Consider the following 17,059-nt stretch of genomic DNA (forward strand, 5'->3'; position numbering starts at 1 on the left):
TTGAAATTGGCGAGGAGAATGGTCCGTCCTCCCGAATATAGCGGCTATGGGCGAACACCTTATCCTTGGTGCTGGACGATCAAGGTGCCAAGTTCAATTCGGAGTTGCTTCACGAGGCACCGAAGCGGATGCGGCCTTCTTCTTCAGCTTGCGCAGAACCGGGCTCTTTTCCGTAGGATCTTCCTCATCATCGGGGTCACTCGCCGACCCGACCTCATCCATTCTGTGCGCTATCGCAAGCGCGTAAATGGTATGCAGAACATTCCTATCCTTCACGTGAGGATCTGAAAGAGCAAGAAGCGAGGCACGCACAATCTTCTTGCTGGTGGCTTTGGGACAGCGCTGCAGCACAAAATCGTAGAGCGCCTTGCCGGAAAGACCTTCTGTGGCGCCATCCAAAAGCGCTTCGTAAACTCGTTTCCGTTTTTCGCTCACGGTTCGTCCTCCCTCCAAGGTCGTCGCGACAGTTTCTGTCGCATAACCGTGATACACAATAAATCACCGCGCGCAACACAAGCACGAACTCGCCACACCAAATGACGTCACCATGTCGCCGTCACATCGTGCGGCCGCACTGCGATTTGTTTCATGACCGCATGAAGCAATTGGAGCCAGCTCAATCATGCATACAGCGATGAACTTCCGGAGTTCCGCTCGCACATACCCCAGCGATAAAGGCCGGCGCCTTCAGATCCCGTTACGCCGGCAGCCGATCCATCTGGCCTCGAACAGGAAGGCAATAGGTATGTTCAAGGAACGAACCGTTTCAAACCCCACAGACGCATGAGCTCGGCTGGAGCGGAAATACCCGCGTCAAGGACGTAGGGATCGAGCTTTCGTCCCCGGCCTTTCTTCCCGAGATCTCGCACTGGAAGCCCATGGCCAAACCCCTGTAACATGTAGAGCAACACCCGAAAACGTCCGTCTTGTTCCCACCGGACAAGCGTACCCCATGGCTGGACAACTGTGCGGCGCATTTCTTCCGGGATGCCGGCGACCTCGAGCCATTGGGCAACGCATGCCTTCGCGTTAACGGACTTCACGACGCGGTCTTCTGTTCCTTGCCATATGGAGACTGGCGGCCATACGCTCTGCGCAGGCGAAACCGCTTTGACTGGGCTGCCCCATCCGCCCGATGGAGGCGCGGTGCCGGATTTCATCGCACGCAAAGCGGATACTGCATCCCTTGCGGTTCCAAAGGGCATTCCTGCGACGATCGCGACACCGGCAAAAAGGCCGGGATATGTTGCGATAAGGGCCGATGTCATTGATCCCCCCGCAGATAGCCCCGCAATGTAGACCCGGGACCGATCGATCCGGTGGCGGTCAATTGCATGTTCGATCATCTGCCGGACAGACATCAGCTCGCCGCGGTCGCGCGCCACTGCGCTTGGCCGAAACCAGTTGAAGCAGCCATGGGCATTGTTGGCATTCTTCTGTTGGGGATAAAGAAGAACAAATCCGCGCTGGGCAGCGAGCCTGGAAAATCCGCTTGAAGCGTCGAAGCTCTCAGGCGTCTGCCGGCACCCATGAAGGATCACGACGAGCGGCGGCTTTGCTGGCAACCGCTTCGGAAGAAAAAGTTTCATTCCAAGGCGTCCGGGGTTACTGCCGAAGCCGACTACCTCCCTAAGGACCGGATTTGCGCCGCCTTTCGATCTGGTCGACGTGGATCTCTTTTTCGTCTGCGAACTTTTCCAAGCCTTTTCGAAGAGGCTCTGAAACTTCCTTTGCGTCTTCAATAATCGCGAGAAAGACTTCGCAAATCGCACCTTCACCGGCTACGTCCTTATCACGAGGTTTCCGTATCATCCTCCTGAGCCTTGTCCGCTCGCAAGCGGGATGTTGGTGCCGCTGTTTCGAGCAGCACCGTATATAGGTTGGATTTGGCTCGGCAACGAGCCGCGTCGCGCAATCGGGGCTCAGACCGTGGATGCCGCACTAACCGATGGAGTACAAAAATGTCACCCTGACGACAGTTCCGTATTGCCCCTTCCTCATATAAGCAACTGCCACCAGCCATCGAATGGCGGGGTGGAGAAGACGACGTCGCCAGGCTGATGGAGAGGGTCGTGATCAATGGTGCATCCGTTTCCAGGTTTCGGTGCGAGGGTGCACCGCCGACACATTTCTTGACCGGTAGCGCCGGCGGCACTATATTATCCCCAGTTGGAGATTAATTGGGGTCTGAGCGTGAAGCAGGAGATGTATACGGTCGCGGAAGCCGGATTCCTGGTCGACCGGCCTACAGTCGAGGTCCAACGGGCAGTCGATAAGAAAGTGATCACGCCCGTTTCGAAAGGCCGGGGGGAAAGAAAGCAGCGACTTTTCGGCAAAGCCGAACTGCGGTTTCTCAAGGTTGACCCAAGTCTCGGCAACGCCCTTTCGCCACAGGGAAGGAAGCTCCTTTACAAGGAGTTCTCGCGTCTGTCTGACGCCGCGAAGGTTGCCACGATTGGAGTCATTGCTGTCGACATTCGAAAGACCGACAGCGAACTTAAGGCGCGAATGAAAATGCTACAGGACGCGAAAAGGGCGATAGAGAGCCGAGGTGGCGAGTCCTTTATAAAAGGCACCAACTTCATGACCTACCAGATCGCGGCGCTATCCCCGCGACTTTCCGTCGATCAAATATTGGAAGACTTTCCATCCTTGAAGCGAAGCCAGGTGCAGGCAGCTATCAACTACGCGCGTGCGTACCCAAAGCCCGGAAGGCCTTTCCCGTCGACGACGATCAAAAGAGGGCTTGCCGCATTGGTGGCAGCAGGCGTCTTCGACGAAGGTGAAAACGAAGACCAAGACGGGAACGCCTAGGTGCTGAAGTATCTGCTCGATGCGGACGTCATTAGGGGCATGACCGGCAATGACAACGTCAAGAAATGGATTGGGTCGGTGGACGACAGTCAATTGGCGGTCTGCGTCTTCACCATGTGGGAAAGGCGGAAAGGCGCCGAAAGTGTGAGAAAAAAAGATCCGGCAGCCGCAGATCGTCGACTGCAGGCGATCGATGAATTCGAAGATAGCTTCAGAGATCGAATTCTTGCTTTGGACGCCGACGCCGCTAAAGAGTGGGCTTTGTTCGTCGGTAAAAACGACAAGCACCGCATAGACGCAGGCATCGCTGCGATCGCGAAATGTCACAGTCTTATTGTCGCGACCAGAAACATCAAGCACTTCGAACCCTTCGGCGTGGAGGATCTGTTGGACCCGTTCCGAGATCCGCCCTTCAGATTGGAGGTCTATAAGAGATGACTGCCGATCTCATTGCGTCGAGGCCGCCGGAGAGCCCAGGCGGCGCCTGCGCCTTGCGACGACGATCCAATATCGCGCATCTTCTGGAATTGTGCGACAGGTGAGTGCTTGCGCTTTGCGGACTATCGGGCATTCCGAAGACCACCTGTTCGCGCTACGGCCGGATGCGACCGACTACCGCGTGCCATCCGTTAGCGGATGCTTCCCGCATCCTTCTGGCCAACCGTCATTTCGCTAAACAGCCAATCGCGGAATACCTTGACCTTCCTCTGCCGCAGCGCGCCGTCCGGATAGACGACGTAGTATTTCGACGTTGACTTCAGCGCCAGGTCGAAGGGACGCACCAGTCGCCCAGCCGCCAGGTCGGCGGAGACGAGCGCGCTCCTGCCCAGCAACACACCTTCGCCGTGCACCGCCGCCTCGACAGCGTAGGTGGCGGAGTCGAACCTCACGCCACCATCAGGATTGATATCATCCAAGCCGGCGCGCTGCAGCCACATAGCCCAGTCGATGGGGAAGCTGTCGTGGATAAGCCTATGGTGTCTCAGGTCGCTGGGCAGGCGCAGCGGATGTTCTCCCTGCAATAGCTCAGGACTGCAGACGGGAGAAACCTCTTCCTCGGCCAGGAACTCGGACGTCACCCCTTTATAGTCACCCCCGCCGTAGCGGATCGCGATGTCGATACCGTCCCTGACGAAGTCGGCGAGAATGCCGGACGTGGACAGCCGAACATCAATGTCGCGATGCACACGGTGGAAACGATATAGCCTCGGCACAAGCCACCGGCCGGCAAAGCCATCTGACGTGCTGACATTGAGGACACCCGCCGAACGCGGCGCCGTGGCGACGATCGTCGCGGCGCCTATTCGATCCAGAGCTGCACCAATTTCGGCGGCATAGGCAGCACCTGCGGGCGTGAGGCGCACGGACCGCGTACCTCTCTCGAAGAGTCGGATGCCGAGCCTGTCCTCGATGTTGCTGATGGCGCGGCTGACCGCCCCGTGCGTCACACGCAATTCGTCCGCCGCTTTCGTGAAGCTCAGGTGACGAGCCGCAGCGTCGAAGGCGGGAAGAGCGGTTAAAGGGGGGAGTCTGCGCGGCATGGCTTATTTGTGAGTTTTAGTAACATATCATCTACTATTATTCGGTTGTCGTCGAGTCAAGAGCGGAGCAAGTTACGACCGTAGAAGGTTTTTCAAGCATCGTTCAACACCGACGCAACAGATGAAAGGAACGCGCTATGAGCAATATTCACGCTTCTCTGGACGTCTTCGATCGAATGGCACCAGCGTCGAGGCGCACCCCCACGGACGCAATCCCATCCCTGCGTGTCTTTGGCAACGGACTTGCCACCCGCCTGTTCTCCGGATTCCAGCACCGCTGGACGATGCAGCGCATTGCGCGCTTCTCGGATCATCGCCTGAAGGACATGGGCTTTGAGCGCGATTGGGATGGGTCAATCATCCACAGACAGCGATAGCCTGAGCGGCGGCGCCGCTCGTTCCGATTACTAAAGGAGTAACGATATGAAGGTCTATCCCCATATGTGGACGGCCCCCTGCTCGCAAGATATTCTGAGACGATTTTGATCCGATCGCTTGCGCCCATATGTCCGGCCTGTTGTTGCGCTCACATAGACGCTGGCCAAGATGGTTTCCGCGACGTGAGTTCCAAACATCTCTGCGACCTTGTAAAAGGCCAAAGGATAGGACGGATTGTCTCACGTCTTGGATCGATCGATCACACCATCTGCTCCTATCTTGCAAGTTCGAGAATCAGCAACTCAACGCGGATTGTAAGTTAGAACTTCCCGTGTCGTGCTGATCTTTATGTCGCGTCAGCCACCAGAGCGGACGCATATTTTGCGTTGTACCTTTCTCCGGACACCATGATCTTCCAGGCGATACGCGCCATCTTGTTGGCGAGTGCGACCGCTGCGAGTTTCGACGGCTTGCGCTTGAGCAGTTCGGCCAGCCACGAAGAGGCCTTACCGTGTCGTCGAGCATGTTGAATGACAGCCGTTGCCCCGGCCACCAGCACCGCTCGCAATGTCTCATCGCCTGCCCGCGTGATGCATCCGAGTCGCAGCTTTCCGCCGGTCGAGTGATCCTTTGGCGTCAGCCCAATCCACGCCGCGAATTGGCGACCGGATCGGAATAGCTCTGGCGCCGGTGTCTTCATGATCAGAAGCGCCGCGCCGATCGGGCCGATGCCGGGAATAGTATTGAGACATTTGCAGCGTTCGTCGGCTCGCTGCCATGCCATGAGCCTGGCATCCACGTCCGTAATCTTTTCTTCCAGCTGGGCGTATTCCTCCGCCTGACTCGCGAACAATTCCCGTGCCAGCTCCGGCACGGTCTCGTCGGACTGTATCCGTTCAAGCAGCAAGGGAATATGCGCCAGCCCCTTGGCGACGGAAATGCCAAATTCAGTGGCGTAACCTCGCATTGCATTGGCGAGTTGGGTGCGGTTGCGGATCAAGCGATCCCGGACGCCGACCAACATGGTGGCGGCTTGCTCATCGGCTGCCTTGACCGGCACGAACCGCATCGTTGGGCGGCTCATCGCCTCGCATAATGCCTCAGCGTCGGCAGCGTCATTCTTGCTCCGCTTTACATAAGGCTTCACGAGCTGCGGCGCGATCAACTTCACCTCATGCCCGAGCGAGGTCAGCAGCCGAGCCCAGTGATGGGAGCCGCCACAGGCTTCGATGGCGATCACGGTTGGCGGACAAATCCTGAAGAAGTCGATCATTTCCTTGCGGCGCATCTTCTTGCGCAAGACCGGTTTCTCAGCGGCGTCCACGCCGTGGAGCTGAAAAACATGCTTTGACGTGTCCATGCCGATGCGAATAACCTTGTCCATGGGCGGCTCCCTTTGTTTGAGATCTTAACGACTCACTCTGGCACGTTTCGATGCCGTTCGGGGGCCGTCCACACCAACATCTCTGGTTCAAATCCCAGGCCGAGGAGGCCATGGAATTCTATACCTCCGTGTTCAAGGATTCGAAGGTCCTCGGGCGCACGGACCTCCCCGATCCCGAGCTGTCCGTCGTTCGCTTCGAGCTGGCCGGCCTGCCGATAGCCGCCCTGAATGCTCACTCGCACGCACCGTACAACGAGGCGTTCTCCTTCCTTGTGGAGACCGAGGACCAGGCGGAGACCGATTACTACTGGAATGCACTGACGGCCGGAGGCGGTAAGGAGCAGCCATGTGGATGGCTGACGGACAAGTTCGGGGTCTACTGGCAGGTCATGCCCAGCATCCTGCTGCAGATGGAGGGAGACCCCGACAAGGAGAAGGCCGGGCGGGTTCTTCAGGCCATGTACAAGATGAAGAAGATCATCATAGCAGACCTTGAGCGCGCTTACCGGGGCTAACGAGCTCGCAACCGGCCAAAGCACAGGAGGAAACCCGATGACAGCCAAGTTCTATGGCGGCATCGATATCGCAATGAAGGTGCCGCCGCATCCGCATCAGGCGATGATCGCCTTTTATCGCGACATCGTTGGCCTCAAGCCAATGCGAACTTGACCCGATTGCAGCGAAAGGACCCACCATGTTCACACTTCATGATTATTTGCCGTCGCAAAATGGCTGGAAAGTCAGGGTTTTGCTTGGCTTGCTCAAAATGCCCTACAGCCACCGCATTGTGTCAATCTTCGAGGGCGAGAGTCGCACCGAGGCTTTCCTGAAACTCAATCCGGTTGGTGCCATCCCCGTTCTCGAACTCGAGGATGGGCGCCCGATCGCCGAGTCGAATGCAATCCTCACTTACCTCGCTGAGGGTACGCGCTTTCTGCCGTCAGACAGTTATCAGCGCGCTAAGGTCATGCAGTGGCTGTTCTTTGAACAATATCATATCGAGCCGGTCATCGGCTCGCTGCGCTTTTGGACGTTGACAGGACGGCTGGAGCCTAACCAGAGCATGATTGCGGGGAAGCGCGAAGCCGGAGCCCGCACTCTTGCCGCAATCGATCACGGCCTCACCGATACTCCGTTTCTTGTGGGCCAATCCCTTACAATTGCAGATATTGCGGTTTACGCCTATAGCCACCGGGCTCAGGACTGTGGCTTCTCTCTTGCAGCTTATCCTGCGTTCGTCGCCTGGTCTGGCCGCGTTCGGGATGCCATCGGCCCCGACTATCCGGTATATCCATATAGCGTTGATCCACGTTCCGGTGCCTAGGAGAATATCTCACTCAATTCCAGCACGATGAACGCGCGGCGGGCCCAAAAATGCTTCCTTTCCAAATATACCGGCTTGGTCAGCAATTTCTGTACGTGGTTCCTTTTTGGCGGCGTGCTTTCACTACACTTTGAAGGTCAGGATGCATCCCTGTCAGCCGCACGCACCACGTATGTCGTCTGCGCCACATAGCGCTGAAGAATTAGCGTCAATTACCGCTGAAAGTCACATTGCAATGAGGATGCGATCTCTCGACAGGTCGGCCGGAATGCGGCCCTTTGCAGACATCGAAATTTGTAGTGATTTGCCTTACCGTTTGGAAATTGCGCCGTGATAGGCATTGCAACCGAAGAGCGATCATAAACAGGATTGATAGCCAAAGGGAACGGTCTTGAGGGCGATTACACTTCTGGTATCAACAGCGGGAATTTACTTGATTTCGCTTTCCGCTACGGCGGAGCCGAAGCGGCAATCGGCCTATGATGATAGGCCGATGGCATGCGCAGTGTTTTACAGAGCCTTGGCAAGGGCTAGTAAGGACGCTGGGGACAAAGCAAATTCCGATCGATACATGGCCAAGTTCAAGGTCTTATATGAACAGGGCGTTGCGAATGTTCTCGCTGTAGGCGGCACAAGGGAGCAAGCCCACAAGGCCACCCAAAACTTTGCCGATATCATTGAGGAAATGGCCATTTCAAAGCCCGAGGCGGTGCCTTCGTTAGTAGCGATGTGCAAGCGCGAGTATCCTTGACCGCGCTTCAGTATGGAAAGAAGGACTTTGCAAGGGATGCTGCATGTGATCTTGTTCAGACGTATTCTTCTTTTAGCAGCCCTCTTCGCGGCACCGCCCGTGTGCCTAGCAAGTCAGTTGTACACGACCTCTTTGCATGAGTCGCTGCTAGGTACTCCCATGGGCAGCATCCGAAAAATGGGCACTTTGACGGCACCAGATTTCGAGGCGGTATGTATTCTCCACCCATATCAGGATCGACTGGACATAAGCGGCGAGCTCGCCGCAAGGGTAAATGTTCATCTCGCGAAGGTCGAGTATTCCTCCGATGAGGGACACTTCGCCTTTGTTTTCGTCAGAAAGCAAGGCATCGAAACAGAACGGATCAAGCGATCACAAAAACTGGATTTCTTTGGCAATCGAAAGCTGCCGGCGGCAATTTCTGATGCCGTGCCTCACAATTTTTCCCAAGAAGATTGTGTTAGTGGGCCTTCCGCTGCCATCATCAAGATAAGGTTCGACGACCGGACCTACGTCCTCTTTGGTCAGGCACCGTAACTACAGCATTGTGAACGATGACCGCTCGTGGCGCTTTCCGGAAGCGGCCGATCTTCTGCTGTCGGCCACTGAACTGACTCCGATTATTGCGCCGTGCAAGCCACTGAAAACGGACATTCACGGCTTCCTTGCGGAGATCAGCTGGCTGCCAGACGGCATAGTGCCGAACGTGATTTCGCCAAAGCCTGCCTCGGACAGCCAGCGAGAATATTCGCTCCGGGTATAGGATGCGCCGTCGGAATAGAGGTTCATAAAGGTCAAATTATAAAAGACGGCCTCCAGGGGAGATACTCGGTCATCGTTGAGAATGCCGACTCCACTGATGAACAGCCTGCCGCCCGAATTCAAGCTGGCATGCGCATTACGGATAGCCGCCGCCGCATCTTGGGGCGACAGAACCTGAATGACCGCCTTGAGAATGGCGAGGTCATGCGTCGTTGCCGAGGGTGCCTGGACGATGTCACCGATTTCGAATTCCATCCCATCGGCCAGCGACTCATCTGCGAGAAGCTCTTTCGCAAGGGCGACGCTCGGTGCCAATTCCAGCAGCGTCGACCGCAGGCCCGGTTTTGTTTCGCGCAGGCCTATCAGCGAATGGCCTGGTCCGCCGCCGATATCGATGGCGGAATTTACCTCGCGAAGGTCGATCATTTCCGCAAGTCGACGGCCAAAAATCAGCGCAATTGGCGCAAGACCGCGGAAGAATGCCAGCGACGACCCGGGATCGGCAGAGGCGAAGTCGTGCTTTGCCGCCGGTTGACGCTGCCTGATCGACGTCGCCGTCAATAGATCGGCATGCCAGAGTTGGTCGAGAAGTTGGTGCTCGTCGCCGATATAGCCCGGTTTTCCACGCACGAGGTAGACTGCTGCCTCCAGGCTGTTGCGGAAGCCATCGTCGCGGATTTCCAGAATCCCCGTCGCGACCAATGCATAGAGCAGGCGCTCGAGACGCCGTGGATCGACGTCGAGTAGTTTGGCGACTTCGTCTGCAGAAAGCGTGGCGTCACCAAGAATGGTGAACACCCCCAGCATAACGCCAGCATGAAGCGCGAATGCCGGCGCGACAGAAGCCTGAAGCGACGGGATGAGAGTTGGTTGCGGACGCGCGTTCTCGAATGGCATCGTAATGTCCGTGGGTAGGAAATGAAGATCGGCAAACTCTATCGGTAGACATCGACCTTGTCTCGCGTTTCCTCGGTCGACAAGGAGACTAGAGCAATCGCAGAAAAAATCACAGCCGCGCCGACCATAACGAATAGCGGCGGCCTTTCGTTGAGCGCAGTAAATGCGCCAATCGCGCCGAATATGCTTTCGGCGGAGACGATCACCGCGGCTTTCGATGCGGTCGTGTATTTCTGGGCGTATGTCTGAAGTCCGAAGCCGGCAGCCGTGGCGAACAGCCCGAGCACAAGCAGATTGGGTCGGGCCGCCATCCACTCCATCGGTTGCATTCGATGGATCAAGAGTCGCCTGTTCGGAGCAAATAGTCCCAACCGTGATCTGATATTCCTGATATTATGGTGACGGGCTACCTATCCACTCACCGACGTGAGCACCGTGGCTACGGGGACAACTTAGAATCTGATGTTTGGAAGACCAGGAACTCGATCGTGAAATCGTACCAATGGCCGCTATTGGCGCGCTTTCCAGAAATGACCACTCGACCGCTCTCGGCCACATAAGCGGTCGCTATGACGCTCGAAAGATATCGCCAAACTCAGGAGAGACAGCTCGCCCAACCCGTCATATAGCTGTCAATCCACCTTCGCCTCTCCGGGAAGCCATCCGTAAGCACTCAGAATGGCCATAGCGAGACCTGGAAAGCGTTCATCCAATTCCGAGCAGCGCGAATGGTTATGCATTTCCACGCCCTGACGCTCGCAGCGGATAAGGCCGGCCTCGCGCAGCACTTTGATGTGGTTCGATAGTGATGACTTGGGGATTACGCGCTCGCGCATGTTGGCAAACGCAGCGCAAGTCCCGCCGGAGCCGCCGCCCGCAATTTGCGCGAATATCGCCGCGCGCTCCGGATCGGAGAGGGCATGCAGGATCGCTTCAGGCCGTACGTCCTCTATTGCTGGATGAAAGAGCGGTCTCATGATTTTTTGTATATGGGGGCTTGAAACCAAGATCAACAGTTCCGAAATTCCGAACTACGGAACAAACCGCCAATTCCGACGGCACTCCGAGTTGAAAGGAATGCGCCATGGGTAAGCTCGCTGGAAAAGTCGCCGTCGTGACGGGGGGCTCCAAAGGGATCGGTGCCGCGATTGCCAAGGCGCTCGCAGCGGAAGGTGCACAGGTGGTGGTGAACTACGCTTCGAGCAAGGCGGGAGCGGACGCGGTGGTCCAGACGATCACGGCGGCCGGTGGCAAAGCCATCGCGGTCCAGGGTGACGTTTCGAAGGCCGAACAGGCCCAGGGACTGGTGGACGCTGCAGTCAAGGAATTCGGCCAGCTCGACGTGCTGGTCAACAACTCCGGGGTCTACGAATTCGCGCCGATCGAGCAGGTGACCGAGGAACAGTACCGTCGCATGTTCGACGTGAACGTTCTGGGCGTTCTGCTGAGCACCCAAGCAGCGCTCAAGCATCTCGGTGAGGGCGGCAGCGTCATCAACATCTCGTCGGCGGCGACCAGTCTGGCTCCGCCAGCCTCCAGCGTCTACACCGGGACCAAGGGCGCATTGGACAGCATCACCAGTGTGCTTGCCAATGAGCTGGGCCCGCGCAAAATCCGGGTCAACGCGATCCTCCCGGGCATCGTCGAGACCGAGGGTACGCACACCGCGGGGTTCATTGGCTCGGATTTCGAGCACAGCGCAGTGACCCAGACTCCGCTCGGCCGCATCGGCCAGCCGGACGACATCGCTGGGGTCGCTGTCTTCCTCGCTTCCGACGATGCTCGCTGGCTGACCGGCGAGCGATTGGTCGCCAGCGGCGGTTTTCGCTAATGAGCAGTCGATGTTGTGCGTGCTCCTTTACGGGGCACGCACACCACCTCGCAGCTGTAGCGCGATGGCTTCGACGCGGGTCGCTGCTCTCTCTGCATCTAATGGTTTCCGAGCCCCTCCCTTTGAAGATAGATGGCAACGGTCTTTGGCAAATGGGAATGGCTCCATGTCGGCCTTTGGCGCTTTCCTGAAGAGCGGTTGGTCGCCTGTCGGCCCTCAGCGGCCATTCACCTTAATGGCTTGAATCTCGCGAGAAGAGGAAGCCGCCTACCGGATGATATTCGCTTAGAGTCGGCATCACTCAATCGGGACGTCAGAGACAGGTGTCTAAACGACGCTTGATATCTTCGACCAACAGGGCTGCTTCCTCCGCAATTGCCAATATCGTGCCCGACCGTCGCGAGATCGCGAAAGGCAGGCCAGCAAAATACACGCCGGGGACGCCCGCGAACCCGTTCTCGTGCAATGGTTGGCCTTGTGCATCGAGCACATTGGGAACGCGCACCCACCCGAAATCCCCTCTGAACCCGGTGCACCAGATCACCGTTGTGATCCCCCGCGCGGCGAGATCAATTGATCGGATTGGTGGATTCGGCAGAAGCGCACCAATCACCTCCGCCGGGTCCGGCTCAGCCCTCGGGGCATTAATCCCGTTGCGGGCGATGTACTCATCGATCAGGCCGCGAACCATAGCGGAGCCCTCGTCTGCATGGCGAACATGCTCTTCTGCATCGTCGCTGAACGAGAGCCGGCCGTCGTCGACGCCCGTGAGCCGGCCCAGCAGGACAACGCCTTGCGCACTGAGGGACTGCAGGCTGATCGTATGGAGCGCTCCTTGCAGCGGTCTTCCAGGGATGGGCCCCTGTTCAAGAATTTCCCGGCGCGTTATATCCATCCGTCCGCTAAGAACCAGCCAGACACTGATGTGACGACCTCGGTACATTCGGGGCAGCCGGCCGACTCGGCCCGTTGCAAGAAACACAGTTCGCCCCGCCTGGACCAGGTCCTCGGCGATTTGGCCGCCCGACTGGGCGCTGCCGACTACCAACACGGCTCCACTGTCGAGACCGGATGCATTGCGGTAGGCTGATGCATCAATCTGTTGGACTTCGGGTGGCAACAAAGCATAGAAAGGCGGGCGCACCGGGCAATTCTGGTTGCTGCTCGCAATCACGACATTCCTCGCCCATAGGGGGCCGCTCGGAATGTTCAACCGGTACAGGCCATCGCTCGCAACAAGGTCAGTCACCGGCGTACCGGTTTCCACCGGGAGGCCATACCGGCCGGCATAGTCCTCCAACAGCGCGACAAACTCACCGCTTGTCATTGCACCGTCGGGATCGGGGCCGACATAGGTATCCCCGGGCATGATGGTTTGGATGTTGGGTGTGTTTATCCGAAAGGAGTCCCAGCGCTGGGTTCGCCAAGTCTCACCAATGCGACCTCGCTCCAACACTCTATGACGCAAGCCGCGCTGCGTCAGTGCATGACTGACGCCTAGCCCCGCCCAACCGGCACCGATAACGACGGCGTCAAGAATATCCGTTCCGCTCGTCATTACGTCCCCCTCTGAATGTCAGCCTATTGTACTTTGTGAAATCAGTAAACGGTCCGATTTCTACTACGGCGTTGCTCTCACGCATGACAAAATCGAAGACGACAGCACTTGGCGAGGGCGATGACCAAGATGTCGCGTCTCGTATAGGCTGCGCCTCTGTGGACGTCCGTCACCTCACAACGGCTGCTATTGGCGCAACACGGCCGAAATGGCTGGTCCGCCCTCGGCCCCGAAGCGGTCGTGACGTGGCTCCTCTGGCGGCCAGCTATACCCCCGTTGCGAGCCACGTTTTTGAACATTGACTCCTGCTCATCCTTCATGCAGCTTTACAACATGGCAACTTTCGAAGCGCTCATCACCACGACCGTCTTGCGGCGGGTGGTATTGTTGTGAACCTATAGAGCTACACTTCATCCAACCCCGCCAATCGGAGCGGGGTTCTGCTGCCTTCCTCGCCCGAATTTGCAGTCGAGGAACCAGAACATGAGATTATATTTATCCTCCTATCGGATAGGCGATTATCCAGAACGGCTCGTCGACCTTTGTGGCAATAGACGCGTCGCAGTCGTCGGCAATGCCCTAGACTTCATTCCAGTCGATGCCCGCCGGAAATATGAAGCCGAGGTCTATAGCCCTCACGACGCATTTTCTGCGTTGGGACTGGAATCCTCGGATTTTGATCTCCGACGCTATTTTGGAAACCCGACGCACTTGCGGGCTGACCTGAATAATTTGGTCTGGGTTTTGGGCGGCAACGCTTTTCTATTGATGCGGGCGCTTCGTCAGGCCGGATTTCCCGATGTCGTTAGAGACATGCTCGAACAGGATGAAATCACCTATGGGGGATTCAGTGCTGGGACCGTCGTTGCGACACCGACTTTGCGAGGGATCGAGGTGATGGATGACCCCTCGCAACTCGCAGAAGGATATGAGCCCGAGGTCCCGTGGGTGGGCATGGGGCTCGTCGGCTTCTCAATTGTTCCCCACTACAAGTCGGACCATCCCGAAGCGGCATCCGCTGACGTCGCCGTCTCGTTCATGAAGGAGAACACTATGCCCTATAAAGCCTTAGCCGACGGAGAAGTGTTCATAACTCAGAACGGGGTCGGCGAGCTATTACTAAGGAAATCCCCCTAAGCCTGATGCCGTCCATATCACACGCTGTGTCAGGGCCGTCAGCAATGACGGCTTCTGGCGCGTTCGAGACCTGCTCGCGGGCACCTTTCGGCCCAAAGCGGACTTTGCATAGAAGGCTAAAGCAATTTTCGCAAAAATATTCTCTGGTGTGTATCGGGGGGATATCGTTCCAGCGTGCCGAACACAGAGTATCCTTGCTTTTCATAGAAACCTGGAGCCTGAAAGCTGAATGTGTCAAGCCAAATCCCGACGCAGCTTTGTTGTTTGGCCCATTGCTCCGCCTGAGCCAGAAGCTTCGCCCCCAGTTGCTGGCCCCTCATAACTTCGGGCACAAAAAGCAGCTCGACGAACAGCCAGTCATAATAGCATTTCGCCCATAGGCCACCTTGGATTCCGCCCTCATCATCGCGCAGTAAAATTGCGAGCGGCTTGTAACCATCCTGTCCAGCCTTCGAATCATTAAAGGCGAGCAGGGGATTTAGGATTGCCTCGCGGTCATCTTCGTTAGGGTCGAGCTTCACTTCTAAAACAGGCATTTCGTATCTCCATTCAGCCATTTCCGCCTATGTGGCCGATGTAACAGCGACGTGAATTTGTCGCCATACTCGGGAGACCACTTTTGGCGCAATCCGGCCAAGGCAAAGCTTCCACAGTCGGCCCTAAGCGATCATGGAGCGTGTTGCAAAAGTCCCTCGCAAAATGCCGATTTTTGCGGCCGACTTCTGCAACAGAATTTTTTCTGGCATTTCAACGTGGCCGATTTTGTAGCGAATGTCGGGACGTCTGCGACTTACCAACTCCCTGCGAGGGTCGCGCCTGCGAGAAGCGCCCCAGTCACGATATTCGACAGGAATAGGCGGTAATTTACCTCTGGGCGGGAAAGGTCTATCCGCCAAGTCTGCCAAGCAAGGTGCGCGGCGATTACCAGCATTCCAATCGCGTAAGGCAGAGACATGCCCAACAGCCAGCCACCTAGCGACCACGCAACAATCGTCAAAGCGTAAAACAGGCCAATGCAGGTCTTGCCGTTCCGGCCGAACAGGATCGCGGTCGATTTCAGGCCCAGGCGGGTATCGTCTGCCACATCCACATATGCGTAAACCGTGTCATAGCCGATCTGCCACGCTATAGCGCCGATCCACATCGCGACGGCCCCGGCCGGGATCGCTCCCGAAACCTCCGCCCATGCCATCAGCATTCCCCAATTGAACGCCGCGCCCAAGACGGATTGCGGCCAATGCGTGAAGCGTTTGCAAAGGGGATAGATGAACACGAGCGGCAGCACGCATATCGCTACGAGGCGCGTGAAGGGGGTCAGGAAAAACAGCAGCAACGCAGCTAGGGCGAGTTCTGCGATAAGGAATGCTATTGCGTTGTAGAGGCGGAGCTGACCGCTCGCCAGCGGGCGAAAGCGGGTCCGCTCCACATGCCCGTCAAACTTGCGATCCGCAATGTCATTGACCGTCGATCCGGCGCTTCGCATCAGGACCGCGCCGAGACAGAACACCACCAGAAGCCAGATTTCAGGGAGCCCGTGAGCAGCCTGTATAAGCGCGGCCAAACAGGGGAAAAGCGTAAGCCAAATGCCTACCGGCCGATCAATCCGGGCAAGTCTCGCATAGGGACGCCAAGAGGTGGGCAACCGACGATCAACCCAATCTCCAAGGTGAATATCGCTCAAATCTGGACGGCTCAAGGTGGTCATTCTGTAATCTCAATTCCTGTCGGGAAATCCCGAGTTTTTTCGCAATTTTGCGCCTGAGTTTTGCGACTGTCGCAGGATAGGCAATTCTGCGGCAGTCGCAATGGTCGCTTTTGGGCGCAATCCGGCCAAGGCTAAGCTTCCGCAGTTTGGCCCAGAGCGGCCATTCCTGTCAAAGGAGTCATCGTCGAAATGCGCTTGACTTTGTTATACGCATCTTGTATACAACATGCTTATGACAACTAATTCAGCCAGCGGCGCTGCCGCGCTCCAACGAGGTGATGCAGCGCAGGATGTCGTTTATGCCTGGCTGAAGCAGCATGTGCTGACACTGCCGCGCCATGAGACGACGTTCCTTACAGAGGCGCAGGTCTGTCGGGAAACAGGCGTCTCGCGAACCCCGGTCAGAGAGGCGTTCCTGCGGTTGGAGGCCGATGGTCTACTGAGGATTTTGCCTAAGAAAGGGGCATATATCGCGCCGATCACCGAGATTGAGGTTGACGCGATCATGCAGGCACGCGGCCTAGTCGAGGAATGGTGCGCACAGCAGGCAAGCCGCTTCGGGGTGGACTTGGCCGCTGAGTTGGACCGCCTGATCGCTCAGCAGGAGAAGGTCCGAAACGATCGCGTCGCGTTCATCGAAAGCGACCGAGAATTTCACCGGGCGATCGTGAGGGCTGCGGGCAATCCTGTTCTGGCGACCTTCTATGAGAGCCTTCGCGATAGACAGGTTCGAATGGGGGTCCATGCGATCTCTGTCGGCAGCCGCGTTGACGAGGTGCTGTCGGAGCATCGGGCAATAGCGCAGGCTATTCGGACCTCTCAAGCGGACGAGGCCGCCGCGGCGGTCGGGGTGCATTTGGCTCGGACTTTGGCAGCATTGCGGGCACCTACACTCGGCGACTGGTCGCCCGGCTCGCGCGCGGTGGTATAGGCTCGCAGCTTGCGGCCAGGTTAGCAAAGAACGCAGAAATTACAGG

20 protein-coding genes are annotated in these 17,059 nt (G+C 57.3%); 10 read left to right on the top strand and 10 right to left on the bottom strand.

Annotated elements, in window-relative coordinates:
• Window positions 1-93: 93 nt before the first annotated feature.
• Entirely contained in the window at window positions 94-435 is a 342-nt protein-coding gene (locus tag QA644_RS14825; RefSeq protein WP_283069243.1) for a hypothetical protein, read from the bottom strand.
• Between the two features lie 314 nt (window positions 436-749).
• The gene (locus QA644_RS14830; RefSeq protein ID WP_283069245.1) at window positions 750-1,778 is read right to left on the bottom strand and encodes a PHB depolymerase family esterase; all 1,029 of its coding nucleotides are present in this window, start codon (window positions 1,776-1,778) and stop codon (window positions 750-752) included.
• 415 nt (window positions 1,779-2,193) lie between these two features.
• Between QA644_RS14830 and QA644_RS14835 the strand changes: the two genes are divergently transcribed.
• Window positions 2,194-2,814, top strand: coding sequence for a DUF433 domain-containing protein (locus QA644_RS14835; protein ID WP_283069247.1), 621 nt, complete (start codon window positions 2,194-2,196; stop codon window positions 2,812-2,814).
• On the top strand, window positions 2,815-3,252 hold the full coding sequence (locus QA644_RS14840) for a PIN domain-containing protein (protein WP_283069249.1): 438 nt from the start codon (window positions 2,815-2,817) through the stop codon (window positions 3,250-3,252).
• 191 nt (window positions 3,253-3,443) lie between these two features.
• Here QA644_RS14840 and gcvA read toward each other — a convergent pair whose 3' ends face one another.
• Window positions 3,444-4,355 carry a transcriptional regulator GcvA gene (gene gcvA / locus QA644_RS14845; RefSeq protein ID WP_283069251.1) on the bottom strand — a complete coding sequence of 304 codons (912 nt, stop codon included), beginning with the start codon at window positions 4,353-4,355 and terminating at the stop codon, window positions 3,444-3,446.
• 137 nt (window positions 4,356-4,492) lie between these two features.
• On the opposite strand from gcvA, the gene QA644_RS14850 reads away from it, so the two are divergent.
• Window positions 4,493-4,732, top strand: coding sequence for a hypothetical protein (locus QA644_RS14850; protein ID WP_283069253.1), 240 nt, complete (start codon window positions 4,493-4,495; stop codon window positions 4,730-4,732).
• A 347-nt stretch (window positions 4,733-5,079) separates the two neighbouring features.
• Here the strand turns inward: QA644_RS14850 and QA644_RS14855 are convergent, their stop codons facing one another.
• Window positions 5,080-6,117, bottom strand: a complete 1,038-nt coding sequence (locus QA644_RS14855) for an IS110 family transposase (RefSeq protein WP_283069254.1) — start codon at window positions 6,115-6,117, stop codon at window positions 5,080-5,082.
• A gap of 110 nt (window positions 6,118-6,227) precedes the next feature.
• Here QA644_RS14855 and QA644_RS14860 point away from each other — a divergent pair, with 110 nt between their 5' ends.
• The 4 genes from QA644_RS14860 to QA644_RS14875 all read left to right on the top strand — a co-directional run bounded on the left by QA644_RS14860 (window position 6,228) and on the right by QA644_RS14875 (window position 8,729).
• Window positions 6,228-6,632, top strand: coding sequence for a VOC family protein (locus QA644_RS14860; protein WP_283069255.1), 405 nt, complete (start codon window positions 6,228-6,230; stop codon window positions 6,630-6,632).
• 179 nt (window positions 6,633-6,811) lie between these two features.
• On the top strand, window positions 6,812-7,441 hold the full coding sequence (locus QA644_RS14865) for a glutathione S-transferase family protein (RefSeq protein ID WP_283072394.1): 630 nt from the start codon (window positions 6,812-6,814) through the stop codon (window positions 7,439-7,441).
• 571 nt (window positions 7,442-8,012) lie between these two features.
• Window positions 8,013-8,192, top strand: a complete 180-nt coding sequence (locus QA644_RS14870) for a hypothetical protein (RefSeq protein ID WP_132595277.1) — start codon at window positions 8,013-8,015, stop codon at window positions 8,190-8,192.
• A gap of 36 nt (window positions 8,193-8,228) precedes the next feature.
• Window positions 8,229-8,729 (top strand): hypothetical protein, encoded by a 501-nt coding sequence (locus QA644_RS14875; protein ID WP_283069257.1) that lies wholly within the window; start codon window positions 8,229-8,231, stop codon window positions 8,727-8,729.
• Window positions 8,730-8,846: 117 nt separating this feature from the next.
• On the opposite strand, the gene QA644_RS14880 is transcribed toward QA644_RS14875, so the two are convergent.
• From QA644_RS14880 to QA644_RS14890, 3 genes are all read right to left on the bottom strand, one after another.
• On the bottom strand, window positions 8,847-9,851 hold the full coding sequence (locus tag QA644_RS14880) for a methyltransferase (RefSeq protein WP_283069258.1): 1,005 nt from the start codon (window positions 9,849-9,851) through the stop codon (window positions 8,847-8,849).
• A 38-nt stretch (window positions 9,852-9,889) separates the two neighbouring features.
• On the bottom strand, window positions 9,890-10,162 hold the full coding sequence (locus tag QA644_RS14885; protein ID WP_283069260.1) for a DMT family transporter: 273 nt from the start codon (window positions 10,160-10,162) through the stop codon (window positions 9,890-9,892).
• Between the two features lie 321 nt (window positions 10,163-10,483).
• A complete protein-coding gene (locus tag QA644_RS14890) occupies window positions 10,484-10,828 on the bottom strand; it encodes a helix-turn-helix domain-containing protein (RefSeq protein ID WP_283072395.1) in 345 nt (114 codons plus the stop codon).
• A 107-nt stretch (window positions 10,829-10,935) separates the two neighbouring features.
• Between QA644_RS14890 and QA644_RS14895 the strand changes: the two genes are divergently transcribed.
• The gene (locus QA644_RS14895) at window positions 10,936-11,682 is read left to right on the top strand and encodes a glucose 1-dehydrogenase (protein ID WP_283069262.1); all 747 of its coding nucleotides are present in this window, start codon (window positions 10,936-10,938) and stop codon (window positions 11,680-11,682) included.
• Between the two features lie 313 nt (window positions 11,683-11,995).
• Here QA644_RS14895 and QA644_RS14900 read toward each other — a convergent pair whose 3' ends face one another.
• Window positions 11,996-13,240: an NAD(P)/FAD-dependent oxidoreductase gene (locus tag QA644_RS14900; protein WP_283069264.1), complete on the bottom strand. Its 1,245-nt coding sequence runs from the start codon at window positions 13,238-13,240 to the stop codon at window positions 11,996-11,998.
• 483 nt (window positions 13,241-13,723) lie between these two features.
• Between QA644_RS14900 and QA644_RS14905 the strand changes: the two genes are divergently transcribed.
• Entirely contained in the window at window positions 13,724-14,377 is a 654-nt protein-coding gene (locus QA644_RS14905) for a Type 1 glutamine amidotransferase-like domain-containing protein (protein WP_283069266.1), read from the top strand.
• 116 nt (window positions 14,378-14,493) lie between these two features.
• Here QA644_RS14905 and QA644_RS14910 read toward each other — a convergent pair whose 3' ends face one another.
• Window positions 14,494-14,913, bottom strand: a complete 420-nt coding sequence (locus QA644_RS14910) for a GNAT family N-acetyltransferase (RefSeq protein WP_283069267.1) — start codon at window positions 14,911-14,913, stop codon at window positions 14,494-14,496.
• Between the two features lie 254 nt (window positions 14,914-15,167).
• On the bottom strand, window positions 15,168-16,082 hold the full coding sequence (ubiA, locus tag QA644_RS14915) for a 4-hydroxybenzoate octaprenyltransferase (RefSeq protein WP_283069268.1): 915 nt from the start codon (window positions 16,080-16,082) through the stop codon (window positions 15,168-15,170).
• Window positions 16,083-16,314: 232 nt separating this feature from the next.
• Between ubiA and QA644_RS14920 the strand changes: the two genes are divergently transcribed.
• Window positions 16,315-17,013, top strand: a complete 699-nt coding sequence (locus QA644_RS14920; protein ID WP_194729491.1) for a GntR family transcriptional regulator — start codon at window positions 16,315-16,317, stop codon at window positions 17,011-17,013.
• The last annotated feature ends 46 nt before the right edge of the window (window positions 17,014-17,059 follow it).

Origin of the sequence: Rhizobium sp. CC1099 (assembly GCF_029714385.1) — a bacterium.
Classification (GTDB): Bacteria; Pseudomonadota; Alphaproteobacteria; order Rhizobiales; family Rhizobiaceae; genus Rhizobium.

What these genes read in the sequence shown, in the direction of transcription:
- QA644_RS14850 (WP_283069253.1), top strand. Translation starts at nt 4,493, where the DNA reads ATGAGCAATATTCACGCTTCTCTGGACGTCTTCGATCGAATGGCACCA.
- ubiA (WP_283069268.1), bottom strand. Translation starts at nt 16,082, where the DNA reads ATGACCACCTTGAGCCGTCCAGATTTGAGCGATATTCACCTTGGAGAT.
- QA644_RS14860 (WP_283069255.1), top strand. Translation starts at nt 6,228, where the DNA reads ATGGAATTCTATACCTCCGTGTTCAAGGATTCGAAGGTCCTCGGGCGC.
- QA644_RS14870 (WP_132595277.1), top strand. Translation starts at nt 8,013, where the DNA reads ATGGCCAAGTTCAAGGTCTTATATGAACAGGGCGTTGCGAATGTTCTC.
- QA644_RS14885 (WP_283069260.1), bottom strand. Translation starts at nt 10,162, where the DNA reads ATGGCGGCCCGACCCAATCTGCTTGTGCTCGGGCTGTTCGCCACGGCT.
- QA644_RS14880 (WP_283069258.1), bottom strand. Translation starts at nt 9,851, where the DNA reads ATGCCATTCGAGAACGCGCGTCCGCAACCAACTCTCATCCCGTCGCTT.
- QA644_RS14875 (WP_283069257.1), top strand. Translation starts at nt 8,229, where the DNA reads ATGCTGCATGTGATCTTGTTCAGACGTATTCTTCTTTTAGCAGCCCTC.
- gcvA (WP_283069251.1), bottom strand. Translation starts at nt 4,355, where the DNA reads ATGCCGCGCAGACTCCCCCCTTTAACCGCTCTTCCCGCCTTCGACGCT.
- QA644_RS14855 (WP_283069254.1), bottom strand. Translation starts at nt 6,117, where the DNA reads ATGGACAAGGTTATTCGCATCGGCATGGACACGTCAAAGCATGTTTTT.
- QA644_RS14900 (WP_283069264.1), bottom strand. Translation starts at nt 13,240, where the DNA reads ATGACGAGCGGAACGGATATTCTTGACGCCGTCGTTATCGGTGCCGGT.
- QA644_RS14890 (WP_283072395.1), bottom strand. Translation starts at nt 10,828, where the DNA reads ATGAGACCGCTCTTTCATCCAGCAATAGAGGACGTACGGCCTGAAGCG.
- QA644_RS14905 (WP_283069266.1), top strand. Translation starts at nt 13,724, where the DNA reads ATGAGATTATATTTATCCTCCTATCGGATAGGCGATTATCCAGAACGG.
- QA644_RS14920 (WP_194729491.1), top strand. Translation starts at nt 16,315, where the DNA reads ATGACAACTAATTCAGCCAGCGGCGCTGCCGCGCTCCAACGAGGTGAT.
- QA644_RS14865 (WP_283072394.1), top strand. Translation starts at nt 6,812, where the DNA reads ATGTTCACACTTCATGATTATTTGCCGTCGCAAAATGGCTGGAAAGTC.
- QA644_RS14895 (WP_283069262.1), top strand. Translation starts at nt 10,936, where the DNA reads ATGGGTAAGCTCGCTGGAAAAGTCGCCGTCGTGACGGGGGGCTCCAAA.
- QA644_RS14910 (WP_283069267.1), bottom strand. Translation starts at nt 14,913, where the DNA reads ATGCCTGTTTTAGAAGTGAAGCTCGACCCTAACGAAGATGACCGCGAG.